The organism is Panacibacter ginsenosidivorans (genome assembly GCF_007971225.1).
GTDB lineage: Bacteria > Bacteroidota > Bacteroidia > Chitinophagales > Chitinophagaceae > Panacibacter > Panacibacter ginsenosidivorans.
Map to the genome: position 1 here is coordinate 2,320,282 of NZ_CP042435.1, position 26,299 is coordinate 2,346,580.

The following is a 26,299-nucleotide window of genomic DNA, read 5'->3' on the forward strand; positions in this document are numbered from 1 at the left end:
TCACCTGAAGTGTGCGACGCAACGGAAGCTGATGGTTGTAAAAAAGCTGACCTCAAAAAAATTAAAAAGCAAAAAACATTTACATGCAACAAGTAAAGAGTGGTGATACCGTTAAAGTGCATTACCATGGTAAATTAACAGATGGTACCACATTTGATTCTTCGGAAGGCCGCGAACCGCTTGAGTTTGAAGTGGGTGCCGGTATGATGATACCTGGTTTTGACAGCGGTGTGCTGGGTATGATCGTTGGCGAAAAGAAGACCATTAGTATCCCCGCAGAAGAAGCATATGGTCCAGTGCAGGATGAAATGCTGATGGAGTTCCCTATCGACCGTTTTCCTCCTGACATGAAGCCAGAAGTTGGTATGACATTGAACATGAGCAATGGACAAGGTCAGCAATTTCCTGTAGTGATTGCAGAAGTAAAGGAAGATGCAGTGATACTGGATGCCAATCATCCGCTTGCAGGCAAAGAACTCATTTTTGATATTGAAATGGTAGAGATTGCAGGTGGCAGTTCACTAATAATTATGCCCTGATTAAATATTTAAGGTAAATAAGTTTTATAACGTAAGAGGTTCGGTAATTGCATTGCCGAACCTCTTGTTATTAATAGTATGTAAAATTTGATACCGGGCTGTATTGCTAATGGCATCACCTCTTGCGTCGCACTCTTGTACTGTGAATTTATTACTCAACTTGCAGCACGTTGTTATAAAGATTTAATAATTCCAAATTCATCTATCTCAATTTTCTTTTCACTTTGCAAAAACTCCAGCACTTTCCATATTTTCTCTTTTCTTATACCCTGCAAATGCTCTAATAGATCTTTAACCGGAATAGCAATGTTATCTGTATGATGAAATATACGCTGCTGAATTTTATTGAATTCTTCTTCGGTCAAACCGCTTCCTTTTTTATGCAGGCATACATCACAAATGCCGCATTCTTTTACTGCTACATCACCAAAGTAATTAGAGATATATTTACTTCTGCATTCTTTTTGCAAATGCAGATAACGAAGCATAGTTTCTGTTCTTAATTCAAATTGCTGTTTCCGCTGCAGGTAATTTTCATGATTGATATAAAGGAATTGTGCAGGCGCCCTGTTAAGTATAAAATAGATTTGTGGTGTTTCTTTCTGTGGCAGGTATTCAATAATACCAAGTGCATCTAAGTGCATTAATTCACTCCTTACCTCTTCAATTTTCTTACGGGTGAGTTTTGCTATTTGTCTTTCATGCACAGATACACGGTTATTATACACACCTTCATAAGTGCGGAGCAAACATTTTATTACTGGTTCAAGTGAAGGATGACTTTGTTCAAAATCAAGTAACAACTCTTTTGCTACCAGAAACTTTACCTGAGATGGTAAAAAGATACTTTCATTAAAAGTAAGATGGCCTTCCTGCTCCAATACTTTCAGTACGTTAATTACAAGGTGAATGTCGAGTTTAAAATTCTTTACAAATTCGTTCAGATCAAAATCATAATAACATCCTTCACCTGAACCTACAGGTATTTGCAAATAATCAGCAAGTGCCTGGTATATTTTTCTTATGTCATACATTACCGGGAAACGAACATCTGGTAAGGCTTCCAGTGTAGCTGCATCTTCTGGCTGGTATAACAATACAGCATAAGCTCTTTTACCATCTCGCCCTGCACGACCGGCTTCCTGGTAATAATTTTCCAGACAATCAGGTGTATCATAATGTATAACTGTTCTTACATCTGCTTTGTCAATACCCATACCAAATGCATTGGTGCAAACGATCACCCGTGTCCTATTGTTTATCCAGGACTCCTGTTTATTATTTCTGTCATCCTGTGATAAACCGGCATGATAAAAATCTGCTGATATATTTTGTAATGATAAAAGATGTGCAACTTCTTTGGTCAATCTCCTGTTTCTGCAATAGATAATACTACTACCATTAACATTCTTTAATATCTCCATTACTCTGTTGATCTTACTATCCACTTTAAAGACACTGTAAGAAAGATTTGGTTTTTCAAATGACTGGCGAAATATATTCGGCTCTTTAAATCTTAATTTGACAACAATATCATCCTGCACCAACGGTGTTGCCGAAGCCGTTAAGGCAAGTATAGGAACATCAGGCAATTCATCACGCAAATTGGCTATACGTAAATACGGCGGACGAAAATCATAACCCCACTGCGACACACAATGCGCTTCATCAACAGCAATAAGACTAATGTTGAGATGATGCAATGATTCTTTAAACAGGTTTGTTTCTAAACGTTCCGGGGAGAGATAGAGAAATTTTATATCACCATGCGATGCCTGTTGTAGTGCTTGTCTTACTTCATAAAATGTCATGCCGCTGTGGATAGAAATTGCAGGTATATTTCGCTTAACTAAATTTTCTACCTGGTCTTTCATCAAAGCAATTAATGGAGAGATCACCAAACACAAACCGTCTTTCATCAATGCAGGCACCTGGAAGCAAACAGATTTACCGCCACCTGTTGGCAATAATGCAAGCGTGTCTTTTTCATCAAGAACAGAGGCTATAATTGCTTCTTGTTGTGGGCGGAAAGCATCATGATGCCAGTATTGTTGTAAGATATTTAATGCAGTCTCATTCATTAATTAAAAAGGCAGCTTTGATTATTGCTGCCTAAAGATATAAAGATGAAAGTAATGAGACGCAAGGAACTATGCCATGAAACCTCTTTGTTTGTGACAAAAATCTCTACACCACTTTTTTCCAATTCAGTCTTACAGAATTCACTGCCAGTACAACATCACTTAAACCCATGATCAATGCGCCAAATGCTGGACTGAGCAAGCCGACTGCTGCAACAGGAATCGCAATAACATTGTATAGAAATGCCCAGAATAAATTTTGCTTAATAGTAATATATGTATGCTTTCCCAAACCTAATGATAGTGGTAAATTTTTCAATCCATGATTCATCAAAACAACCTGTGCACTCTGCATGGCAACCTGTGAAGCTTCACTCAACGAAATACCGACCGTTGCTTTGGCAAGCGCCGGCGCATCATTAATTCCATCGCCTACCATGGCAGTTGGTGCAATGCTGTTATAGTAAGCAAGCTTTTCTAATTTTTGTTCAGGTGTTTGTTCTGAAACTACTTCTTCAATACCCAGCTCTTTTGCCACCTGTTCGCATTTTTCTTTTTTATCGCCACTTAGTAAAATAGTTTTGAACCCACTCGCATTTAATAAGGTAATAACTTGTTTTGCTTCCGGTCTTATATCATCAATTACGTCAATCCAGCCTAATAAAATGTTGTTTCGAATAATATAGACGTTATGTGAATGATTTTCTGTTAAACCAACTGCAGCTTTAAAAGAACCCGCAATATATTCATTACCTTCTTTGTCCAGCGCTTTCATACCATTACCTTTTACCTCTTCTATCTTCTGCCAGCGCATTTCATTTTTTGTTTTCCATTCTTTTGAAACACTTTGTGCCACTGGATGATTAGAGTAACGTTCCAGCGAGTAAGCAATCCTCTTAAATTCCTCTTCACTAAAATCCGGAACAAGTACTCGCCATTTTGCAATCCTGAATTTTCCTGTTGTCAGTGTTCCTGTTTTATCAAACACAACCTGTTTGATACTTTTAAAAACTTCAAGGCTTCTTGCATTTTTAAAAAGAACTCCATTCTTTGCTGCACGACCTAAACCAACAGCAATTGCTGCAGGTGTTGCAAGTCCCATTGCACATGGACATGAGATAACTAAAACTGCAATAGCTCTCAACAAACTCGCTCCAAAACCGATGTCGGTAAAATAATAATTGATGAGTAAAGTCACTACTGATATGCTTATAACAACAGGAACAAATATGGCGCTGATCTTATCTGCCAGTTGCTGTACAGGTGGTTTCTCTGTTTGTGCTTCTTTTACGAGTTTTAAAATATTACTCATCACCGTATCTTCACCAACTGCTGTTACATATGCTTTTATAGTTCCATCTTCCAATATACTTCCACCCATCAGTTTATCATTCATCTTTTTTTCTACCGGTGCACTTTCACCCGTAATGATTGCTTCATTCACACTCGCTTCGCCCCAGAGAATTTTGCAATCCATCGGCACATGTTCGCCATTTTTAATAAGTATAAGATCGCCTACTTTTAAACTGGTACTTTCAACAGGAAAAATATGTTCGTTATGCTGGTCATCATAAGCGATCATATTCGCCATTACCTTTTGTGTAACTGTTAATTTTCTTAATGCAGCCTGCGTAGTCTCCACAGATTTATCTTCCATCCAGTTGCCGAGAAATACCAATGTAATAATAGCTGCAGCAGTTTCATAAAACATATACTGCTCTGCGTGGCCGATCAATGTGCCATACAAACTATAACCAAAAGCAGCAACAGCACCCAATGCTATCAGCACATTCATATTGGGTATTCCTTTCAACAAACTTTTGATAGCGCTTCTTCCAAAAAAATCCATACCCACAATAAACACCGGAACAGTTAATGCCAGTTGCACATAAGGATTCATCAAAGCATGGATATGAATACCCGGTATCATATTTATAAGCATTGGTGCAGTAAAAATGATGCAGAACAAAAAACGATGTAAATGATTTTTAAAAAGTTTTTTATTTTTTGTACCTGTTTGTGCAAGTATTCCATTTGCTACATGATATCCCAACCCTTCAATGCCTTTTTCCAAATCAGGTTTTGCTACGTTTCCATTTATATCAAAACTCACATCGCCACCAATAAAATTTACTTTTACATTCTGCAACCCTTTCCCTTCAAGATATTTATGAATGGTAAGTGCACAATTGGTGCAACTCATCCCTTCCACTTTCCAGTTTACCTTTTCCATTTGTTAATTTTTTGTGAACCCGGCAATTGAATAATTATGATGCAACAGTTGCGTCGCACTCTTGTGCATTCTGTTTTTTATTCAGCAGTAGTAAACGACACAATTGAAGCTGGGTTTATCATTGCGGGATTACAGTGCAAAGTTAGCTTTGATATCCAAACGGTTTTTCTGTAAGTGGAATATCTTTTTAACCATGTTGCAAATTATACTCGTTGCCCTGCTGACATACAATAAAAAGTACAAGCGTGCGACGCAACAGTTGATGCTATAAAAAACAAAAGCCCGGAACAAAATTTTCTTTTGCTCATAACAAATAAATGCGCAAAACATTTTAAGCAAGCATTGCAACCATTCATAACAACATTTACACCGTTGATACATAAACAGCATAAACCTGCTGTAATGTTGAAGCAACTTTGCGCACCAATAGAAAAACACTTTTGTTATGAATAAATTTTTATCCCTCTTCGCTGCCTTTTTTCTGATGGCCTTTACAACAATGGCGCAGCAGGTATCAGGTGTTGTGAAAGATGTAGACGGGAAAGCCGTTGCTAACGCTACTGTATCGCTGCATAATGCAAAAGATACTGCTGTAATTAAATTAGGTGTTACCGACAAAGATGGTAACTATAAATTCGTGGCTATAAACAAAGGCACTTATATGGTAAGTGCATCTTTTGTTGGTTATACTGCAAAATATTCTGCTGCATTTGAGGTAAATGGTGATGTGAACGTTCCTTCATTTGCATTGGAAAAAGCTGCTGCAGAATTGAAAGGTGTAACAGTTGTTGCAAAAAAACCAATGATAGAAGTAAAAGCAGATAAAACTATTGTAAATGTAGAGAACAGCATTAATGCTGTGGGTAATGATGCATTGGAATTACTGCGCAAATCTCCGGGTGTTGTTGTTGATAAAGATGATAATATCAGCCTCAGCGGAAAAAATGGTGTGCAGGTGTACATTGATGGCAAACCTTCACCGCTCAGCGGAACAGATTTGAGTAATTTTTTAAAATCAATGCAGTCTTCCCAGATTGAGGCTATTGAACTTATTACAAATCCGTCTGCAAAATATGAAGCAGCAGGTAATGCAGGTATCATTAACATTAAGCTAAAGAAAAATAAATCTTACGGCACCAACGGTTCTGTAAATGCAGGTTACAATATTGGCACCTATCCAAAATACAACGCAGGTATTTCATTGAACAACCGCAACAAGCGTTTGAATTTGTTTGGTAATTACAATTACAATAAGAACCACAATGAAAATTACATGAACCTGTATCGCATACAGTTGGATACATTGTTCGATCAACATGCTACCATGACGTTCCGCAACAACAGCCACAACTTTAAAGCCGGTGCGGATTATTATATCAACAGCAAGAATACCGTTGGTGTAATGGTAAATGGTAACCTTACTGATTTTACATTGGGCAACGACAGCCGTACAGATATTTCTTATCAGCCAACCAAGCTGGCGGATCGTTTACTGATCGCCAACAATAAAACAACCAGTAGCCGCGACAATGTAAATTTCAATGCAAACTTTCGTCGCGCTGATACATCTGGTCATGAATTGAATGTTGATGCGGATTACAGTTTATACAGGCTTAAGAGTGATCAGTATCAGCCCAACTACACGTATGATGCTACAGGTGAAAATCTTCTGCAACGCGAAGTGTACAATATGCTGGCACCCACAAATATTGATATCTATTCAGCAAAAGCTGATTATGAACAAAACTTTAAGAAAGGCCGTTTAGGTATTGGTGGAAAAACTTCTTATGTAAAAAGCGACAATAATTTCGACCGTTATATTGTAGAAGAAACTGATAAAATAAAAGACCGCAACAACAATTTTCTATATAAAGAAAACATCAATGCATTGTACGTAAATTATAACAGGCAGTTTAAAGGCTTTATGATACAGGCTGGTGTGCGTATGGAAAACACTAATATAAAGGGAGCCTCAAAAGGTGTTTCACTGGTTGATGGAGAAAATGTATCCTTCGATTCTACGTTCGACAGAAATTATACAGACTTCTTTCCTAGTGCAGCATTTACACTGAACAAGAACCCGATGAACCAGTGGAGTTTCAGTTACAGCAGGAGAATTGACAGGCCCGCATACCAGGATCTTAATCCATTTGAATTCCGTTTGGATAAGTACACGTTCCAGCAGGGCAATACACAATTACGTCCGCAGTACACCAATAGTTTCTCTGTTACCAATACATTCAAATACAAACTGAATACTACACTTAGTTACAGCCATGTAAACGATGTATTCTCGCAGATCGTTGATACTGCTGACCTTTCCGCCGCTTTCATCACAAAGAAAAATCTTGCCACACAAGACATTGTGAACCTGAATATCAGTATGCCGTTCCAGTATAAATTTTACAGTGTCTTTGCAAACATAAATACTTACTATTCCAAATACAAGGCAGACTTTGGTGAAGGCCGTGGCGTAAATCTTGATGTGTTCGCAACAAATGTGTATATGCAGAACACTTTTAAAGTAGCAAAGAAAACTACATTGGAGTTGTCAGGATTTTACACTTCGCCGTCCATATGGCAGGGCACCTTTAAGAGCAAGGCAATGGGTGGTGTAGATGTTGGTGTGCAACAATCTGTTTTAAAAGGAAAAGGAAATATTAAAGCAACTGTTACAGATATATTCCAAACCATGCATTGGGCCGGCACCAGCGATTTTGCAGGGCAATATTTAAAAACAAGCGGTGGATGGGAAAGCCGCCAGTTCCGTTTGAATTTCACTTATCGTTTTGGTAGTTCACAAATAAAAGCGGCACGTCAACGTAAGACTGCTGCAGAAGATGAGAGCAAACGTGTAGGTGGTCAGGGTGGTGGCATAGGCGGAAATTAATTCAATTATACAAGTTGGTTTTGGTGATGAATACGGCCCGCGGAATTCTCTGCGGGCCCTTTTTTATTTCAAATATTTTTTTTGAGTCCGGCTGCAGTAATACCATGATGCTTTTCTTGCGTCGCACACTTATACAACAACAAATAGTTGAACAGTAAAACTCATTATTAAATCAATACTTTATTTATTTGAAGACGTAAATTTTACCATCGCTAAAAAATAAATAGTAACGCCAATTGTAGCAACACCTGTAAGCATAAAGGTTGCAGGTGCTCCAAACTCAAACCATATAAAACCGGCAAGAGAGCTTGCCAGCATGGTGCAGATGCTTTGAAAACCTGAATAGGTACCAATTGCAGTTGCTGTATCCTCCTTACTGCTGATGTTACTGATCCACGCTTTTGAAATTCCTTCTGTAGCTGCTGCATACATACCATACAACAGGAACAATACAAAGAACAGGTAAGTATTATTGTTTGCTGCCATTCCAAAATATACTGCTGCAAATAAGAACAAACCGATGATGAACATTTTCTTCAAACCTATCTTATCAGCAATTGCACCAAGCGGAAAAGCAGACAAAGCATATACAAGGTTGTAAAAAATATAAATACCAATTACCATGGTATCACTAAGACCAGATTGCTTTACTTTAAGCAGCAGGAAAACATCAGAACTGTTGAACAAAGTAAAGATCAAAAGGCCAATTACAAGTTTGCGATATACTGCAGGGCTTTGCTTCCAATAATGCAGAAATGAAAAAAAGGAGGTTGCCTTTTTTTTCTGTTCAATTGATTTTCTTCTCTCTTTCAAAAAGAACGAAGCTGCTATGGAAAGAAGGCCAGGGATAAAAGCGATATAAAATAATGTTTTGTAATGCTGCGGGTAATAATATAAATAAAGCAACGCGAAAGCCGGTCCTAAAACAGCGCCAAATGTATCCATTGACCGATGAAAGCCAAAAATTTTTCCTTTGGTTGATGGTGTTGCTTCATCAGATAATATAGCATCTCTTGCACCTGTTCGTATGCCTTTTCCCAAACGGTCAATAGTTCGTGCAAAGAATATCCAAAGCGGGTAAATAAAAAATGCCATCATGGGTTTTGACAAAGCACTTAATGTATAACCTACCTGTACGAATGGAACTCTTTTACCTGAATTATCAGAGAGCTTACCAAAATATCCTTTACTTAGTCCTGCCATTGCTTCTGCAACACCTTCCAGCACTCCTATCAGTACAATTGAAAAGCCGATCGTCTTTAAATAAATGGGCATTACAGGATAAAGCATTTCGCTTGCAGTATCTGTAAACAAACTAATGAGTGATAAGACCCAAACCGTTCTTGTAATGTATTTCAAAGCTGAAAGGTTTTAATTAATGAAAAGATCATTGTTCAATCTATAATTCAACCGATGAACGTAATGCGACGCAACGAAGTTTAACCAGGGCTATACAGCCTGTATCAAAAGCAAAAAAAAACAGCAATAACAACGTTAAAATTCAGGAATACTTTAAACTGATTTTCAACATTTTTACATTCACAAATTTGCGTTACGCCATAAAAGGTAAAAGCTCATATAGTGAAGTTTCTTCTGCAACAATTCTTTCGGGCACTCCATCTTTGTAACTCCATTTTATCAAACGAATAAACCCTTTATCTAGTTCGATGCCGGTAATAGTGCCATCATCAAAACAACAGCAACCGGAATTAAAATAAGAAGGGTTCATGTTGCGGAAAGAATTGTTTACAAAATCATACTCTCTTCTTCTGCGCGGAATTTCCGCTTCTATTTTATCTATTGCAGCAGCATCATTTTTTTCTTTTGCATCTTCCAGGGCCAGGTATAATCTTTCCAGGTGAGTGAGTGATTTAAAAACCGGTTGGTGTGTATGCCCGGTTATTAATATACAATAAGGTTTTTCATATACCCAGTCATACATCATTTTATTGTGCAGCGATTTTAAATTATCATTTGCAGATGTGCTGTTTATGTTTATTTCAAGGAAAGACTGCAACGGGCCCCATATATAACTCACAAACCATTTGCTAAACGCATTACCATCACTTTGTACATCTCCCTGGTGGCCATGTGTGCAGAATACATCCACGTATTTTGTAGGCAGTTGCACACGTAATACAATACCTTCAAACATTTTCAATTCCCTGCCATACATTTTCTTTATGTATAACTGCGCTGTAAAAGGATCGTTCTTCCAGAACAGATCATGGTTGCCGATGATCTTGCAGTATGCATCACGATCAGCAAATAGCTTCTCTTTGGCAAACACTTCTTTATTATGTTTCAGCACAGAGAAAATAGTGTTTTCCCATAACTCTTCTCCATCTCCAAGATTTACATAAAAAAAATTTTGTTCGTTATAATAATCCAAAGCAGCTAAATAATTTTTTTCAGCAAACCTGAAATCATCTGAACCATCTCTTGCGCCTTTATGATGATCGGAGAAAATGATTATTGATTGTTCTCTTGGATCGAAGCTGAACATGCTGCCGCTTTTTTTATCCGGCTGGTCAAGCGACTCGTTGTACAATTTTGTTAGTGAAGCAAAAACATTTTCTCTTTTAGGTGCGGAAGAAAACCTGTTGACAATAAATAGAACAGGTTTGGTGAGCAGGAACTTAAGAGAACGCCTGATGAAATTCATACAAGGAAGTTACCACAGGGATGATAAGGCTCAAAGAAAATTTTACAAGAGAGCGTTATATCACTGAGGCAGGAAGGCGCAAAAAAAAATAAATTGTCAATTCAGTTATCTCTGCATCAGCGGTAAATATTAATACACTTCCACACTCCATGTTCTTTCAAAAGTGCCTCCTGCATTCAATTGATTAATGCCTTCTTTCTCTTCCAGTTTACCGCTTGCATTTACATTGTCTGCAATACCGCACCAGGGTTCTATGCAAACGAAGTCAGCATTTTTTGCTGCCCATATACCGAGGTAAGGAAACCCATTAATATGTACTTTTATACCATGCGTGCTTTTATTGCTGCGAATGAAAACATATTTGGAAAGCAGTCTCTTAAATACCAGTGCATCATCATAAAACAACTCTTTGATCAGCGGAAGTTTATCGGAAATTTTTACCAAAGGTTTAGCGTGATCTTCTATTAATCCATCTGCAGAAAGTGGCCATTTGTCCAAAGCTTCTGACCTGCTGAACTGCAGAAAGTAATCATCGTAAGAAGTTTCTTCTGTAAACGGCACTTTAAATGCGGGGTGACCACCAACAGAAAAATACATTTTTTCTTTTCCTGTATTCTGTACTATGTATGAAACATTGAGATCATTATTATCCAGCGTATATCTTACAGAGAAAGAAAAATGAAACGGGTACATAGTAAGTGTTGCATCGTTGCTCAGCAGTGTAAACATGATGCCGTCTTCTTTTTGCCAGCTTACTTCAAATTCCATATCTCTTGCAAAGCCATGCCTGCCCATTTTATACAACTGCCCGTTGTATTCATAGCTTCCATTTTTTAAACCACCAACTATAGGGAAGAGTACCGGGCTTTTCTTACCCCAGAAAGCCGGATCGCCACTCCACATAAATTCCATAGCAAAGTTCTTATGGGTAAGACTTTGTAGTTCTGCACCTTTAGAGTCGATGACAACTTTTACTAACTGATTTTCTATAGTGTACTGCATAATTGATTAAGGCGTAGAAACTGTAAATAAATCCAGGTTTTGAAACTGCAGATGCCATAAGTACTACAGATAAAGTGCTTGCGACGCAACAAAGCTGCTATAAAAAACATTTGCTGGTATAAAACTATTCCGCATCTTCTTTTATTACTTCATCCTGTGCATTGGCAACAATCATATTACTCATTTTGCGCAAAGGATTGCGGCGCATTTCTGCATAACCCAAACGCATGTGCGCAATATCTATTGCTTTATAGGTAGCTTCTATAAAAGAATTATGATCTGCTTTTCCCTTACCCGCAATGTCGAACGCAGTGCCATGATCGGGGCTTGTTCTTATTGCAGGCAGGCCTGCTGTGTAATTAACACCTTCACCAATGGCCAGGGATTTAAAAGGTATCAAACCCTGGTCGTGGTACATAGCAAGCACCGCATCGAATTTTTCATAATGGCCCCGGGCAAAAAAAGCGTCGGCACTATAAGGTCCAAACACCAGCATATTCTGTTGTTTCGCTTCTTTTACGGCAGGTTTTATAATGGTCTCTTCTTCATTACCTATAAGTCCTTCATCACCTGCATGCGGGTTTAACCCAAGCACTGCTATCTTCGGTTTATCCACGCCAAAATCTTTCTGCAGGCTTGCATGCAATATTTTCAGCTTGCTTAAAATATTTGCTTTGGTTACATATTGTGCAATCTCGCTCACAGGCACATGTTCTGTAAGCAGCGCCACACGCATATTTTCGGCCACCATCAGCATTACCACATCGCTTACTTCAAACACAGCTTTCAGGTAAGGCGTGTGGCCGCTGTAATTAAATGCTTCTGATTGAATATTTTTTTTATGAATAGGCGCTGTAACCAATGCCTGTATATTTCCTTCTTTTAAAGCCTGCACGCCCTGCTGCAAGGATAGCAGTGCATATTTGCCCCCAATATCATTTAACTGGCCGGGTGTTATCTGCACTTCTTCTTCCCAGCAGTTAAACACATTGATCTGTTTTGGATTCAGCCTCGAAAAATCTTTCACCGCCTGGTACGAAAAATTAATATCGGGTACTACTTTACGGTAAAAATTTATGCTCTTATTACTCGCAAAAATAACCGGCACACAAAATTCTGTGATGCGGCCATCAGCAAGGCTTTTAATGATCAGTTCAATACCAATCCCATTCAGGTCACCACAGGTAAAACCCACCACGGGCTTTTGCAATTCATGACTCATGCAAATAATTTATCCGGTAAAAATAAGGATTATCGTATAAGTATTGATTTATGTGTTTTGAGCCCGACAATTGATAAAGTATGAAACTTCCGTTGCGTCGCACTCTTGTACCTGAGGTTATATCCTGAACAGTTCTCACGGTCAGGCGCATACGGGTTAGCCATGCAGGATAAAAGCCGGTAAACTTTAAACGGCGTAAACTTCAAACTTAGCGGTATCTGTTGTGTAAAAAATAATATCTTCATTCCGATTTTTATAAGACAATTGCGACCGCTATTTTTACACCACCAAAAAAAACCAGCAAATGAAAACAGTAATTGTTCCTATTGACTTCTCTGATACGTCTTTAAATGCCGCTGAATATGCAGCCAGGTTCCTTGCAGGCCATTATGGTGTTGAAATCATTCTTTACCATTGTTACGATACAGAATTAGGTGAAGAGAACAGCCTTGAAAACCTTGGTAATCTTAAGAACAGGCTTCTGGAGATAACCCCTTTAAATATAACCTTGCTGGCAGAAAGAACAGATGAATTTTTAGAAGAACTTGAAAAACTTGCAAGGCACAGGGAAGCAGATCTTGTAATAATGGGTATTACCGGCGGACGCTCCAGCAGAGAGCAGCGTTTTATGGGCAGCAATGCATTAAAGCTTGCCGAAAATAAATATATACCGGTATTAATTGTACCGGAAAACAGTAAATACAAAGGAATGAAAAATGTATTGCTGGCAACAGATCTTAAGAATGTTGTAGGAACCACACCTTCAGCTCCCATTAAAAAGATATTGAAAGAGTTTAACCTGAATCTGCATGTGATCAATGTAAACGAAGAACATTATATAGAGCTTTCAGAAGAAGCCCGTGCAGAAAGAAACAAACTGGATGAAATGTTCAGTGAGTATAACCCTGAGTTTTATTTCCTTCGCCTCTTTGAAATAGAAGATGCCATTAACCAGTTTGCAGAAGATAAAAATATTGACCTTGTTATTAATGTACACAGGGAGCATTCACTTTTTAGCAGGCTCTTTAAAAACAGCCATACCAAAAAAATGGCATTTCAAAGCCATGTGCCTTTGCTGGTAGTGCATGAGTAAAAAAGTTTTAAGTCTTTTAAAAGCCCGGTGCAAAAAAATGTGCCGGGCTTTTATTTTATGATAATTTTATTCCCCCTGAATTTTCACTTTTCACCTTTCACCATTGACCACTCAGCATTCACCCCAATCAACTATTTTTGCCCCGCATGCAATACACACTAAAAAAATCACTGGGTCAGCATTTTTTAAAAGATGAAAACATTTGCCATAAGATAGTGGATGCATTGCAGCAAACCATTACAAATACTGCTATTCATAATGTTCTGGAAGTCGGGCCAGGGGCAGGTGCCATTACAAAATACATTTTACAGATCCCGGGTATTGATTTTAAAGCAGTGGAACTCGATGATGAAAAAGTAGCTTATCTCGAACATACTTATCCGGCAATAAAAGACAAGATTATTCACCAGAGTTTTTTAGATGTAGATGCACCTTATGCAGCACCATTTATTGTAGTAGGAAATTTCCCTTACAATATTTCCACGCAGATCGTTTTTAAAGTATTGGAATGGAAAGAACTCGTGCCCGTAATGATCGGCATGTTCCAGAAAGAAGTGGCGCAACGCATCGCTTCCAAACCTGGCAGCAAAGTATATGGCATCATGAGTGTTTTAACGCAGGCCTTTTATGAAGTGGAATATTTGTTTGATGTGGCACCCGGCTGTTTTAATCCACCGCCAAAAGTAATGAGCGGCGTAATCAAATTAACAATGAAGAATGAAGCATTAGAGATGAAAAATAAAAGATCATTTTTTGTTCTCGTAAAAGCTGCATTTAACCAGCGCCGCAAAACATTACGCAACGCCACCAGAAGTTTATTCTCCGAAGATGTTTTGAAAGATGATATTTTTAATAAGCGTGCAGAACAATTAAGCATTGATGATTTTGCCGCACTAACTTTTAAGATGCAATGAGAAAAGTTTTAGTCACTGCCAAAGTACATGAACACCTTACAGAACGTTTACAAAACAGCGGCTACGAAGTATTGTTTCAGCCAACCATTAGTTATGATGAACTTGCTGTTACCATAAAAGATATCGAGGGTCTTATTATCACCACACGACTGAAGATCGACAAAAATATTTTGGATGAAGCAGCGCAACTAAAATGGATCGGTCGTCTCGGCAGCGGCATGGAATTGATAGATGTGCCTTATGCAGAAAGCAAAGGCATCAAATGTGTAAGCAGCCCTGAAGGCAACCGCAATGCTGTAGCAGAACACACGCTTGGCTTGCTGCTCAATCTTATGAATAAGATCAGCAGCAGTTACGATGAAGTAAAACAGGGCAAATGGATTCGCGATGCCAACCGTGGCACAGAACTAAGCGGCAAGACAGTTGGTATCATTGGCTTTGGTAATACAGGCTCTTCCTTTGCAAAATTGCTGGCGCCATTTAATGTTACGGTGCTTGCACACGATAAATACAAAGATGGCTATGCGCATGACTACATACGTGAAGCGGCACCTGAGCAGATCTTTCGTTATGCAGATGTCATCAGTATGCATATACCCCTTACCGAAGAAACACATCATTATGCCAATGCAGATTTTTTTAATGCATTTAAACAACCGCCATATTTTCTCACCACCTGCCGCGGCAAGGTTACTGACACGGCCGCACTTATTGAAGCACTAAAACAAAACAAAATAAAAGCCGCTGCATTAGATGTGCTGGAAAATGAAAAGCTGGAAACACTTACTACTGCGCAACAAGAGCAACTCGATTGGTTATGTGCGCAACCTAGTGTAATTATTACTCCACATATTGCAGGTTACAGCCATGAAGCATATTATTTAATGGCTAAGATCGTGTTGGATAAACTGGATATTTAATTTTTTGTACTAAGCTGCAGTAATTCTATTAGGCTTATGTTGCGTCGCACTCTTGTACCGTTGTAACAATGGTGAATAAAAAGAGCGTGATAATTCTATCCGTTTTTAAACGTTTAGAAACGTTTAAAAACGAAAGCCCAAAGTTGTATTTGCGCAATAGATTATTATTGAAAATCAATATTCTTCTATAAATTTATCGCGCCAATACACACGTTGCATGCAATTTTCTGTGACACCTTAAACTTTCCAAAACGGGACAAAAAAATTAAGAACAAGCTTATGTCTGCAATCGCTTCATTTTATTTATTGGACACTTCTAAACTGGATGAACTAAAAAAGAGCGCAGAAATCATTGTGAAGAAAAGTCTTTTCAGCAAGAAAGTGACAGATAATTATCGGGACTATTTGTCGAATAATGCGAAAGAGTTGAAAGGATTTGACGGTTCCGGATACGTTTATGCGAACTTACTTGTCTATCTGCAAGAAGAAAAAAACATTGACTTAACGCAAAACGAATATGACGACATAGCAAAAGAACTTATTGACAAAAGAGGAACCTCTCATTTCTTGCTCACTAATAATCAAAAAAACGCTTTTATTAATCAACTTGACACGGCTCATTATTCACTGGCAGAAATTCAACAATTCAATCAAAACTTTTCAGAGGAAGGTGATGAAGAAACAGCAAAGTTGACACTTGAAGCTATCGAAGTATTGCGGGACAATTTAAGCAAGGTGCAAAACGACAATCAAATATTGCTGCTAATCGTGGGATAAAAACTGCATGCAACAGTGTGTTTATAAAATTGTGGCGGGACGTTAAGCATTCGACTTAAAATCGCTATTTTGCTTGTGTGGTTAATTGAAACTGACGTTTTTCAAATTCCACAACTTCATAAACACTTTCACGTTACCGCCAATTTTTTATGCACCTCAACATTGGAGAACAGAAAAAGTTTATTATTGATTCTAAACTTAAATGGAATTCAACTGGATTATCGGTGCTCGCTAAAGAAGAATATTATTTTGAAGCTATTGGTACATGGAAAGATGCAGGCATTGAATGCACTGCTGATGGTTATAGTTATTGGGCATTAACGCTTGCAACAATATTCAGACGATCATTTAAAAACAAGTGGTTTGCTTTGATTGGTACCGTTGATAAATCAGGCCGCAAGTATTTAATTGGCCAAAAAAGCAATATCAAATTTTGCAAAGCAGGTAATTTATATTTTTACGCAAATGATTTAATATTTATGTACTGGAATAATCATGGTACAATAGAATTAACCATCAAAAGAATATCTTAATACGCCGGCTATTTTCTTTTTTAAATTGATTTAAGAACATCTTGCGGTAAATGTAATCGCTGTCAATGGGAGGAACCCCTTGCTGCATATATTTTAAAACGTACAAGAGTGCGACGCAACAAAAGCTTCATGGATATTCAACCGTGGGGTTCATAAAATTTTTTAGACAGTTCCGCCCATCAATGGGTCAGTGAAACTATGTTTACCGGTATCTATATGTCCTGCAAATCTTTTCAGAAAAGTATTGCTGCCATCAACCGTTATACTTATATCATACCAGCCAGCACTGTTACCCAGATTAAGTGTTATGATCTCCTGTGAACTTGCCTGTATCAATGTTGTTTGTACTGGATTGTGATAAGCGTTGTCTTTTATCTGCACCGCAAGATCTTTGCTGCTTACATTATACAAAGAAAGAATTAGATTGCCTGTAAGTGCATTTGAATTTCCCTTTTCAAATTCATATTTCAGTTGTGCTTTCAAACGCGGATCATTTGCATCGCCGGTGAAGGCACGGTAAAAACCATTGGGGGCGTACACATGCAGATCGTAATTGCCATTCCCTGTAAGTGGCCATGCATCCTGCAATTCATTGCCTGCAGTAACGGTGTAAGCTTTTACTATAACTTCTTTATTATAGGAGTAAACATGGAACGGCGCACCATTGGCATTGCTGCCAAAAACAGTATTGCCTGCTATTAGTTTTATTTGATATTGCTTTCTATCAGCGCTTAAATTTCCGTCTGCATATAATTCATAAGCCAATGCACAGGCTGGCTTTACACCCTTTTCCTGTTGCGGCATGTATGGAGATACTGATGGATTATTATTAGCTACAGCAATTTCCTGCGCAGTTAAATTTTTAAAGTTATCAGGAATGGCTTTAAATTTTGCCTGGTGTATTGATTCAATAAATGTCTCTTTTGAAGGAAAAGAAAGCGCATCAATTTGCTCGCCATTGTATGGCCTGAAAACAGAAGTAAGATCTCCACATACATGCCTGCGCCATGTACTGATATTTGTTTCTTCTATTTTTTTATTGAATTTATTGGTGATAAATTTTTCCAGGAACTGCAATGAAGAAGTATGATCAAACACTTCCGAATTTACCCAACCGCCACGGCTCCACGGCGATGCAATAATAAGTGGTACACGATAACCCAACCCTATGGGGCTTTCTCTTGCTTCATCTTTTGGATAATATTTCAGATCCTCTTCGAGACTTACCTGTTCAACAGTTGTATCAAGATTGCCTGTAACCAAACCCGTTGAAGGCTTTTTACTATGTGGGGGCACAAACGGCGGTACATGATCAAAGCAGCCATCATTCTCATCGTATGTAAGAATAAAGATCGTCTTCTTCCATACTTCAGGATTTTTTGTAAGTATATCCATCACTTCAGAAATATACCAGGCACCATACCACGGTGAAGTTGGATGATCAGAAAAATTTTCCGGTGCCACAATCCATGACACGGTTGGCAATTTACCATTGGCTACATCGCTGCGAAATTGATGTAATACATCGCCTTTGGGGATGGAGAGTGTCTCATCCTTATCGTTATGTTTATACTTTAATGTTGTAAGTTCATGATAAGCCGCATCACCACTGTTTGTAGTAAAAGCTTTATCATGAATATTTTTTTCAAACGCAGAAAGCTGGTCGTATTTTTCTTTTGTGAAATTTTTCTTGTCTTCCTTTACAATTGCTAATTGTTTTTCAAGATCAGCAATTTGCTCAGTGATCTTTTTTTGTTCATCAGCATTTGCAGAGGCTACTTTACTTTTTAGTGATTCGATTCTTTGCAGAATAACCGGCTCTGCTTTTTGCAAATAATCAAGATAACCTTTCGATAATTTCACTTTATACTGAGAGAACCATTCAATAGGATTATCTGTAAAGTTGGCAAGCCATGCCTCTTCTTCGCCTTCAAACCCAACACCTACGCTTATTTCATTCTGGTATATTTTCCATGATACGCCATTCTCTTCCAGTCTTTCCGGAAATGTTTTCCATGCAGCTTCCACGCCATAATCTGTATCTGCATTTCTTACCCTTGCTTTATGGTTTGCATCTTCACGTACAGTTCCTGTCCAGAAAAATAAACGATTAGGTGTAGTGCCTGTAAGTGATGAACAAAAATGCTGATCACAAACAGTAAATGCATCTGCCATTGCATAATAAAACGGAATGTCTTCCCGGGTATAGTAACCCATCGTCATGGGTATATCTTCATAAGGTTTTCCGGGTCTCTTTGCATCAAGCCATTTATCAAACTTACCATTGTTGCGTGCATCAACCTGGTTACTCCATGAATGTGGCAATGAACTCATCCATGTTGCTTTGGTATCTTTTATATTTAAACGAAATGGTGCATAGGTTTCACCCTTCGCATTTGTCTGCAGCCATACTTTATTATTATTAGGTAACTTTATTGCACGCGGATCATTAAAGCCACGCACACCTTTCAGCATACCAAAGCAATGATCAAAAGAACGGTTCTCCTGCATCAGCAAAACAACATGTTCTGCATCCTGCCACGTAGTACCGGGTGCAGGATTTATAGCTAATGCTTTTTGCACCGAAGGCGGCAACATGTTTATTAATCCTGCCCCGCCTGCAAGCATTGCGGCTTTCTTTATAAAATCTCTTCTGTTATCCATAATATATTTGGTTACCCATAAACCGGAAAGATAATGAAGATAATAAGCCGAGATGAAAACAAACGTTTTATCAAATTATTACCTGTAACCAAATATATTATTTTTATGAGCCCGGCTATACTGCTGCTATTAAACTTTCGTTGCGTCGCACACCTGTACTGCAAGCCCTGAATCATCAAAAAATTATTTTACTGCTTCATAGCTTTTTACGTCAAGAACTATTTTAGTAGTTTCTTCAGGGGCTTCTAACGTTATAGTTATTTTCCCATTGATTCCTTCAATAGTTATTGTAGCGTGTCTCAGTTTGCCACCGGCATCAGTAACCTCACCTTTAACTATGGTCTTACCATTTTTTCCAGGTTCGGGCCATTGACATTTGTAATCACTTACCGCACCTGTCATATGGTCCTGCTGATCTTCCGGTGTTACTTCTATGTTTTTACTTCCCACTTCGACTATTACATTTTCTTCCTTTTCATGAACCGTGTTTCCGGAAGCATCAACAACTTTCATTTTAGTACAGGTCCATTTTGTAGCTCCCTCGCATTGTGCTTTTGAAACCAAACCGGTTGCTATAAAAGCGATGATTAAAACAAAAAATTTTTTCATAGTTGTGCATGTTTAAATATGAGTAAATAAATTATCCTGTTTGTAGCAAACAATTATCAAAGGCATTTAAAAAATACCTGTGAAATATTAATAAAAAATCTTTGGTTAATTGTGCGGAATGCACGTGGCTGGAAACAGTATAAAAATAGTAACACGTATCTCAAACACCTGCTTATAAAATATGAATGGTCAATTTTACAAGCTGAACGGATAAAATAAATAATAAGTTATCTTTTCTTCAAAGGCTCTAATAAATAGTCAAGTCCATTAAGCTTTATTTCATACATCGTTTGCAGCAGCATGCCCAGTTTACCTTTTGGAAAACCCTTTCTGCCAAACCATTCCAGATAAGATACGGGGAGATTACACAATACTACATCCTTGTATTTCCCAAAAGGCATTTTCATCTGCACAAGTTGCGTCAACATTGCTGAATCAGGCTGCAGAGCGTCATTTTCCATTGTAGCAAAAATAACAAGGTCAAAATAAAATTAGTATTGTTTTTGTATTATGTGCATCATGAGTAGTTTTTGTGTAGTTAATTCCGCACAAATTTTTTTCCTGTGTATCAGTACGCTGTTTTCAGCGATTTAGTTAATTGTTTCCAATGATATGGCATAGGGCATGTATTTTGTATTATAGAACGTTCACCTAAATATTTAACTATGAAATCATCAAAAGAAATCATCGAAGTGTTAAATGATCTTATAAAGATCAATAATGATCGTATTGAAGGTTATGATAAGGCAATTGAAAATGCAAAGACGATTGATGTAGGCCTGCAAACTGTTTTCAGCAAAATGAAAAGCGAAAGTATCAAATTCACCGCTGAACTACACAACCGCGTTTTGCAATTGGGTGGCGAGCCACAGGATGGCACCACTGTATCAGGTAAGCTTTACCGCGCATGGATGGATGTAAAAGCAACATTTACAGGTAAAGACCGAACATCATTACTTGAATCATGTGAAACCGGTGAAGATGCTGCCCAGAAGGCATACAGAGATGCTATGGAAACAGAGGATTTGCCAGCAGAGATACGTGATTTCATCGGGCAACAGCAACAAACATTACGTGCTTCGCACGACGAAATTAAAGCAATGCGGGATATGCAAAAAGCTATTTCCTGATAGCTATTATTTACGCCAGCCGTTGCTCATCCTAAAAACACAATTTAAAAAAGGCATGCACTATAATTGCATGCCTTTTTTATTAACAAGCAAAATTTATAGTATGCTTAGCTGAATAAAAAATAAAGCGCCGCAGTGTGCGACGCAACAAAAGTTTAATAGTTATACAATTGCCGTGTAAATAAAATTTCTCACATCGTTTCTGCCTCACCTTTATGCCGCGGTTTAAAATACAAATAATAATAACCAAGAATTAGTACGCCCATTGAAAATGGAATAATAGCAAGATGTTTATACGCCACTTCACCAAAAACAATTTTACTATCGAAACCAAAGAATTCAGAGATCATCCAGTAAGAGTTGGCTGTTATCCAAACTGTGATGGCAAGATTATGACATAGCTCTGAAACATATTGTTTCGTTCGCCACGCAATGACGATAGAGATAATAAGTGTGGGAAATATCATCGCTATACCAAGCGGCTTCCAAACCAAACACCAGCTTATATCTTTGAACAGCCAGAATACAATATGCAGATTTTCCATTTTGCGGTAACGCAACGGTATGGAATAAGACTGCTCATTTGCCTGCGAAGTATGCATTTCTACTGATGCTGACTGTTGTGTTGCCAAAACATTGTTTGCCGGCGCTGTATTCATTTCTATGCAGTTGTTGGTAAAAAATATTTTTGCAACATTAACTTTTTGAAGCGATTTGCAAACTTAAAATTCCTGCAAAAAATTTACTGAGTATAGCATGTGAGAAGAATATGTTGAGCCAAACATTTTTGCTGCTATTAAACTTTCGTTGCGTCGCACACTTGTACGCTTTAAATAAGTTTCAACAGTAGGCAAGCTTATAAATTACGGAATGATTAGCGAGAAAAAAGCTCCTGCAGAAAAATCATATTATAAAAGGAGGCTACATATTGCGCCTATATTGTCCGCCTACTTCATACAATGCATGAGTGATTTGACCAAGGCTGCAGTATTTTACAGTTTCCATTAATTGTTCGAAAATGTTGCCATTATTAACAGCAACTTCTTTCAGTCTTTTTAGTGCATCTGCACTTTTATTTTCATTACGTTTCCAGAACGCCTGCAGGTTTTGAATCTGTTGTTCTTTTTCTTCTTTTGTACTGCGTATAATTTCTGAAGGAATAATAGTTGGTGAACCTTTTTTATTAAGAAAAGTATTTACACCAACAAGCGGCAACTCGCCGGTATGTTTAAGATGCTCGTAATGCAAACTCTCTTCCTGAATTTTATTTCTCTGATACATGCGTTCCATGGCGCCAAGCACACCACCACGTTCTGTAATACGGTCAAACTCTTTCATCACGGCTTCCTCAACAAGATCAGTCAACTCTTCTATAAGAAAAGCACCTTGGTTGGGATTTTCATTTTTTGCGGTACCAAGTTCGCGGTTGATGATTAGTTGTATAGCCATTGCACGACGTACACTTTCTTCTGTCGGCGTTGTAATCGCCTCATCATAAGCGTTTGTATGTAACGAATTACAGTTATCATAAATAGCGTACAAAGCCTGCAAGGTGGTGCGTATATCGTTGAAGTCAATTTCCTGTGCATGCAAACTTCTGCCACTTGTTTGAATATGATATTTCAACATCTGGCTACGCTTGTTGGCTTTGTATTTATATTTCATTGCCTTAGCCCAGATGCGGCGTGCAACACGGCCAATAACACTATATTCGGGATCCATCCCATTGCTGAAGAAGAAAGACAAGTTCGGTGCAAAATCATCTATGTGCATACCGCGACTTAAATAATATTCTACATATGTAAAGCCATTAGCTAATGTAAATGCAAGCTGTGTTACAGGATTGGCACCAGCTTCAGCGATATGATAACCACTGATACTTACGCTGTAAAAATTGCGCACATTATTTTCAATAAAATATTGCTGCACATCACCCATCAACTTTAATGCAAATTCAGTGGAGAAGATACAAGTGTTTTGTGCCTGATCTTCTTTTAAAATATCTGCCTGGACAGTACCACGAACCTGTGATAATGCAGATGCTTTTATTTGCTCATATACATCCTTTGGCAATACTTCATCACCACTTAAGCCGAGTGATTTTAAGCCAAGTCCGTTGTTACCTTCCGGTAATCTTTCAGGTGAAGAAGGGTTATAGTAAATCGGTTTGGGTAAGTGTTTATATTTTTTTTCAAAAGCTTCATTAATCATTGACCATTGATCATTTGCTTCTATCCATTTTTCGCATTGCTGATCAATAGCGGCATTCATAAAAAATGCAAGTAACATAGCTGCAGGGCCATTAATGGTCATACTCACAGACGTTTTAGGATCGCAAAGGTCAAAGCCGCTGTATAGTTTTTTTGCATCATCTACAGTAGCAATGCTTACACCGCTATTACCAACCTTGCCATAAATATCGGGTCGATGCGCAGGGTCTTCTCCATACAATGTAACGCTGTCAAACGCAGTAGATAAACGCTTTGCAGGCTGACCTTGTGATACGTAATGGAAACGTTTGTTGGTACGTTCTGGTCCCCCTTCGCCGGCAAACATGCGTGTCGGGTCTTCGCCTTCTCTTTTCAATGGAAACACACCAGCCGTATATGGAAAACTTCCAGGTACATTTTCCTGTGCCTGCCATTTTAAGATATCACCCCAGTCTTTATATTTTGGTAAAATAACTTTTGAAATTCTTGTGCCCGATAAACTGTTGCTAAACATCGGTTGCTTTATTACTTTATCACGCACATTGTATTCATAAAAATCCTGTTGGTAGGCTTTCAGCTTTTCAGGCCAGTGCTGAATTAGTTTTTTACTTACCGGCGTTAATCGTTCTGTATAAAAATTGATCTGTGATTCAATTGCACTAATAATTGAGGAATCATTTTTTTCTTTCAGTATTTCAAGCGCTCCATGCAGTTGATATAATTTGGTTGCAATAACCGCCTGGTCAATAACCAGTTGATTATAATTTTTTATCTCATCTGTTATTTCACTTAAGTAACGCACTCTTGCAGGCGGAATGATCATTGCTTTGCTTACTGTATCCTTATGCGCAACATGTTCTGTTGTTCCAAATTTTATTCCTGTCTTCTTTTCAACAGCTATTACAAGCTTTTCAAATAATTCATTAATACCTGCATCATTAAACTGTGAAGCGATGGTGCCAATTACAGGTAACTCATCATCCTTTGCAGTCCACAAAGAATGATTGCGTTTATATTGTTTACGCACATCAGCCAATGCATCTAACGCACCTGCCTTATCAAATTTATTTATAGCAATTACATCTGCATAGTCAAGCATGTTGATCTTCTCTAATTGAGATGCAGCACCATATTCAGGTGTCATTACATATAAGCTTACATCGCAGAAATCAAGGATAGATGCATCACTTTGTCCTACACCTGCGCTTTCCAAAATAATAAAATCATAAGCAGCTTCTTTGCAAATATCAATCGCTTCCTGCACATGCACACTTAATGCTTTATCACTTTCTCTAGTAGCAAGACTGCGCATATAGGCACGTGGATGATGAATGGAATTCATTCTTATTCTATCTCCCAATAAAGCACCACCTGTTTTTTTCTTGGATGGATCAACTGAGATAACAGCAATTGTTTTATCACTGAATGAATTCAAATAACGACGAACGATTTCATCTGTTACAGAAGATTTTCCTGCGCCACCTGTGCCCGTAATACCAAGTACAGCCCCCTTCCAACTTCCCCCGGTGGGGGAAGAGTTTTGTAAATTGTTACTATCCTCATTAAATTGTTTTGTGGGAAGCCCTTTTAATGTAGAATGGATTTTTTCTATCGTTTCGTTAATATTATAAAGTATATCATCATTTATAAATCGTAGTACCTCAAATCCAAGATCATTCAGCATGATTGTCCTTTCTGCATCATTTACTTTCATTTCAGGTAATTGATGATAATTACCATCGATCTCTATCACTAATCCTTTTTCCAGGCAAACAAAATCTGCTATGAATTGTCCAATTATATGTTGTCTTCTGAATTTGTAACCTTCTTTTTTACTTTTTAGTCTTTCCCACAATAAGGATTCTGCTATCGTTGGTTCTTTACGATGAGTTAATGCAAATTGCTTAAGACTTCCATATAAGATCGGATCAGCTTTAAACTGACCAACCGTTATAGAAGAACCATCATACTCATTCTCTTTTTTGATTCCTAATTCAGCAAGTGTAATTGCCCTTGCAACTCTTCTTATATCTTTTACTTCTCCTAATGGCAATTTGCCATTCCATTTTTCAGAAGATTTGAAAAATGGATCGTCTTGCCAGGTTCTCCCCCCACCGGGGGAGGTCAGGAGGGGGCTGCATTGCTTTATTACATCTTCGATCATTCCTTCCAAACCCATTTGTCTTCCATCATCAGGAGAATAAATTTTTGTAATACCATAGCGATGCAGTTCCTGTATCTCGTTTGGTAAAATTGTTCCCCCACCACCACCAAATATTTTGATATGTCCGCAACCATTTTCATCAAGCAGGTCTTTCATGTATTTAAAAAATTCCACGTGGCCCCCCTGGTAACTTGTAATAGCAATCCCCTGTGCATCTTCTTCAATAGCACATTCTACTATTTCGGCTACAGACCTGTTATGCCCAAGATGAATGATCTCTGCTCCCTTGCTTTGCATAATCCGCCGCATAATATTAATAGCCGCATCGTGGCCGTCAAATAACGAAGCTGCAGTAACAATCCTGATTTTATGTTGAGGCGTGTAAGACATAGTTGAATGTTTAAGAGCGCACAAAACTACGTAATTACTATTTGCTGTTAACGATTGTTAGTATCGTTTTGAAGATTATTTTGACCCGTGCTTCTGAATAAGCATTAAGCTTCCGTTGCGTCGCACTCTTTTACTGCAACATATATTTCGGCAATAAGTTTACTAACAAATACTTTATATAACACACTAAACAAAAAATCCATACAACACACTGCATAGCAAATGCGCTGTATGGATAAAATGAAATGTTGTAACAGTTTTAA

19 protein-coding genes are annotated in these 26,299 nt (G+C 38.0%); 8 read left to right on the top strand and 11 right to left on the bottom strand.

The annotated features are described in order from the left end of the window. The first annotated feature begins 83 nt into the window (after positions 1–83). Positions 84–539, top strand: coding sequence for an FKBP-type peptidyl-prolyl cis-trans isomerase (locus tag FRZ67_RS09720; protein WP_147189362.1), 456 nt, complete (start codon positions 84–86; stop codon positions 537–539). A gap of 173 nt (positions 540–712) precedes the next feature. Here FRZ67_RS09720 and FRZ67_RS09725 read toward each other — a convergent pair whose 3' ends face one another. Both FRZ67_RS09725 and FRZ67_RS09730 read right to left on the bottom strand, forming a co-directional pair. Continuing rightward, entirely contained in the window at positions 713–2,620 is a 1,908-nt protein-coding gene (locus tag FRZ67_RS09725) for a RecQ family ATP-dependent DNA helicase (protein ID WP_147189363.1), read from the bottom strand. Between the two features lie 106 nt (positions 2,621–2,726). Next, the gene (locus FRZ67_RS09730; protein ID WP_147189364.1) at positions 2,727–4,853 is read right to left on the bottom strand and encodes a heavy metal translocating P-type ATPase; all 2,127 of its coding nucleotides are present in this window, start codon (positions 4,851–4,853) and stop codon (positions 2,727–2,729) included. A gap of 445 nt (positions 4,854–5,298) precedes the next feature. Here FRZ67_RS09730 and FRZ67_RS09735 point away from each other — a divergent pair, with 445 nt between their 5' ends. Further along, entirely contained in the window at positions 5,299–7,743 is a 2,445-nt protein-coding gene (locus FRZ67_RS09735; protein WP_147189365.1) for an outer membrane beta-barrel protein, read from the top strand. 180 nt (positions 7,744–7,923) lie between these two features. Here FRZ67_RS09735 and FRZ67_RS09740 read toward each other — a convergent pair whose 3' ends face one another. From FRZ67_RS09740 to pdxA, 4 genes are all read right to left on the bottom strand, one after another. Beyond that, positions 7,924–9,102 carry an MFS transporter gene (locus tag FRZ67_RS09740; RefSeq protein ID WP_147189366.1) on the bottom strand — a complete coding sequence of 393 codons (1,179 nt, stop codon included), beginning with the start codon at positions 9,100–9,102 and terminating at the stop codon, positions 7,924–7,926. Positions 9,103–9,295: 193 nt separating this feature from the next. Continuing rightward, the gene (locus FRZ67_RS09745; RefSeq protein WP_225975567.1) at positions 9,296–10,408 is read right to left on the bottom strand and encodes a metallophosphoesterase; all 1,113 of its coding nucleotides are present in this window, start codon (positions 10,406–10,408) and stop codon (positions 9,296–9,298) included. A gap of 129 nt (positions 10,409–10,537) precedes the next feature. Then, a complete protein-coding gene (locus FRZ67_RS09750) occupies positions 10,538–11,410 on the bottom strand; it encodes an aldose 1-epimerase family protein (protein WP_147189367.1) in 873 nt (290 codons plus the stop codon). Between the two features lie 124 nt (positions 11,411–11,534). Continuing rightward, positions 11,535–12,632 (bottom strand): 4-hydroxythreonine-4-phosphate dehydrogenase PdxA, encoded by a 1,098-nt coding sequence (gene pdxA, locus FRZ67_RS09755; protein WP_147189368.1) that lies wholly within the window; start codon positions 12,630–12,632, stop codon positions 11,535–11,537. A 304-nt stretch (positions 12,633–12,936) separates the two neighbouring features. Here pdxA and FRZ67_RS09760 point away from each other — a divergent pair, with 304 nt between their 5' ends. The 5 genes from FRZ67_RS09760 (at position 12,937) to FRZ67_RS09780 (ending at position 16,869) form a co-directional block, all read left to right on the top strand. After that, positions 12,937–13,725, top strand: a complete 789-nt coding sequence (locus tag FRZ67_RS09760) for a universal stress protein (RefSeq protein WP_147189369.1) — start codon at positions 12,937–12,939, stop codon at positions 13,723–13,725. Positions 13,726–13,871: 146 nt separating this feature from the next. Further along, complete coding sequence (rsmA, locus tag FRZ67_RS09765) at positions 13,872–14,639, top strand: 16S rRNA (adenine(1518)-N(6)/adenine(1519)-N(6))-dimethyltransferase RsmA (protein WP_147189370.1); 768 nt, start codon at positions 13,872–13,874, stop codon at positions 14,637–14,639. Next, entirely contained in the window at positions 14,636–15,559 is a 924-nt protein-coding gene (locus FRZ67_RS09770; RefSeq protein WP_147189371.1) for an NAD(P)-dependent oxidoreductase, read from the top strand. Before rsmA ends, FRZ67_RS09770 begins: the two co-directional genes overlap by 4 nt. Before the next feature lie 279 nt (positions 15,560–15,838). Then, the gene (locus tag FRZ67_RS09775; protein ID WP_147189372.1) at positions 15,839–16,336 is read left to right on the top strand and encodes a hypothetical protein; all 498 of its coding nucleotides are present in this window, start codon (positions 15,839–15,841) and stop codon (positions 16,334–16,336) included. Between the two features lie 149 nt (positions 16,337–16,485). Beyond that, positions 16,486–16,869 (top strand): hypothetical protein, encoded by a 384-nt coding sequence (locus FRZ67_RS09780; RefSeq protein WP_147189373.1) that lies wholly within the window; start codon positions 16,486–16,488, stop codon positions 16,867–16,869. 162 nt (positions 16,870–17,031) lie between these two features. Here the strand turns inward: FRZ67_RS09780 and FRZ67_RS09785 are convergent, their stop codons facing one another. From FRZ67_RS09785 to FRZ67_RS09795, 3 genes are all read right to left on the bottom strand, one after another. Next, positions 17,032–19,533, bottom strand: coding sequence for a phosphocholine-specific phospholipase C (locus FRZ67_RS09785; RefSeq protein WP_147189374.1), 2,502 nt, complete (start codon positions 19,531–19,533; stop codon positions 17,032–17,034). A 183-nt stretch (positions 19,534–19,716) separates the two neighbouring features. Beyond that, positions 19,717–20,142: a hypothetical protein gene (locus FRZ67_RS09790; protein WP_147189375.1), complete on the bottom strand. Its 426-nt coding sequence runs from the start codon at positions 20,140–20,142 to the stop codon at positions 19,717–19,719. A 227-nt stretch (positions 20,143–20,369) separates the two neighbouring features. Then, positions 20,370–20,603 carry a DUF3820 family protein gene (locus FRZ67_RS09795; RefSeq protein WP_147189376.1) on the bottom strand — a complete coding sequence of 78 codons (234 nt, stop codon included), beginning with the start codon at positions 20,601–20,603 and terminating at the stop codon, positions 20,370–20,372. Positions 20,604–20,807: 204 nt separating this feature from the next. On the opposite strand from FRZ67_RS09795, the gene FRZ67_RS09800 reads away from it, so the two are divergent. Next, complete coding sequence (locus FRZ67_RS09800) at positions 20,808–21,272, top strand: PA2169 family four-helix-bundle protein (RefSeq protein ID WP_147189377.1); 465 nt, start codon at positions 20,808–20,810, stop codon at positions 21,270–21,272. Between the two features lie 191 nt (positions 21,273–21,463). Here FRZ67_RS09800 and FRZ67_RS09805 read toward each other — a convergent pair whose 3' ends face one another. Beyond that, positions 21,464–21,931, bottom strand: a complete 468-nt coding sequence (locus FRZ67_RS09805) for a hypothetical protein (protein WP_225975568.1) — start codon at positions 21,929–21,931, stop codon at positions 21,464–21,466. A gap of 262 nt (positions 21,932–22,193) precedes the next feature. Further along, positions 22,194–26,036: a methylmalonyl-CoA mutase family protein gene (locus FRZ67_RS09810; RefSeq protein WP_225975569.1), complete on the bottom strand. Its 3,843-nt coding sequence runs from the start codon at positions 26,034–26,036 to the stop codon at positions 22,194–22,196. Between the last annotated feature and the right edge of the window lie 263 nt (positions 26,037–26,299).

Excerpts from the sequence above, each read along its gene's own strand:
- FRZ67_RS09735 (WP_147189365.1), top strand. The coding sequence starts at position 5,299 with ATGAATAAATTTTTATCCCTCTTCGCTGCCTTTTTTCTGATGGCCTTT.
- FRZ67_RS09790 (WP_147189375.1), bottom strand. The coding sequence starts at position 20,142 with ATGAAAAAATTTTTTGTTTTAATCATCGCTTTTATAGCAACCGGTTTG.
- FRZ67_RS09795 (WP_147189376.1), bottom strand. The coding sequence starts at position 20,603 with ATGGAAAATGACGCTCTGCAGCCTGATTCAGCAATGTTGACGCAACTT.
- FRZ67_RS09805 (WP_225975568.1), bottom strand. The coding sequence starts at position 21,931 with ATGAATACAGCGCCGGCAAACAATGTTTTGGCAACACAACAGTCAGCA.
- FRZ67_RS09810 (WP_225975569.1), bottom strand. The coding sequence starts at position 26,036 with ATGTCTTACACGCCTCAACATAAAATCAGGATTGTTACTGCAGCTTCG.
- FRZ67_RS09770 (WP_147189371.1), top strand. The coding sequence starts at position 14,636 with ATGAGAAAAGTTTTAGTCACTGCCAAAGTACATGAACACCTTACAGAA.
- FRZ67_RS09760 (WP_147189369.1), top strand. The coding sequence starts at position 12,937 with ATGAAAACAGTAATTGTTCCTATTGACTTCTCTGATACGTCTTTAAAT.
- FRZ67_RS09775 (WP_147189372.1), top strand. The coding sequence starts at position 15,839 with ATGTCTGCAATCGCTTCATTTTATTTATTGGACACTTCTAAACTGGAT.
- rsmA (WP_147189370.1), top strand. The coding sequence starts at position 13,872 with ATGCAATACACACTAAAAAAATCACTGGGTCAGCATTTTTTAAAAGAT.
- FRZ67_RS09720 (WP_147189362.1), top strand. The coding sequence starts at position 84 with ATGCAACAAGTAAAGAGTGGTGATACCGTTAAAGTGCATTACCATGGT.
- FRZ67_RS09745 (WP_225975567.1), bottom strand. The coding sequence starts at position 10,408 with ATGAATTTCATCAGGCGTTCTCTTAAGTTCCTGCTCACCAAACCTGTT.
- FRZ67_RS09785 (WP_147189374.1), bottom strand. The coding sequence starts at position 19,533 with ATGGATAACAGAAGAGATTTTATAAAGAAAGCCGCAATGCTTGCAGGC.
- FRZ67_RS09725 (WP_147189363.1), bottom strand. The coding sequence starts at position 2,620 with ATGAATGAGACTGCATTAAATATCTTACAACAATACTGGCATCATGAT.
- FRZ67_RS09730 (WP_147189364.1), bottom strand. The coding sequence starts at position 4,853 with ATGGAAAAGGTAAACTGGAAAGTGGAAGGGATGAGTTGCACCAATTGT.
- pdxA (WP_147189368.1), bottom strand. The coding sequence starts at position 12,632 with ATGAGTCATGAATTGCAAAAGCCCGTGGTGGGTTTTACCTGTGGTGAC.
- FRZ67_RS09780 (WP_147189373.1), top strand. The coding sequence starts at position 16,486 with ATGCACCTCAACATTGGAGAACAGAAAAAGTTTATTATTGATTCTAAA.
- FRZ67_RS09800 (WP_147189377.1), top strand. The coding sequence starts at position 20,808 with ATGAAATCATCAAAAGAAATCATCGAAGTGTTAAATGATCTTATAAAG.
- FRZ67_RS09750 (WP_147189367.1), bottom strand. The coding sequence starts at position 11,410 with ATGCAGTACACTATAGAAAATCAGTTAGTAAAAGTTGTCATCGACTCT.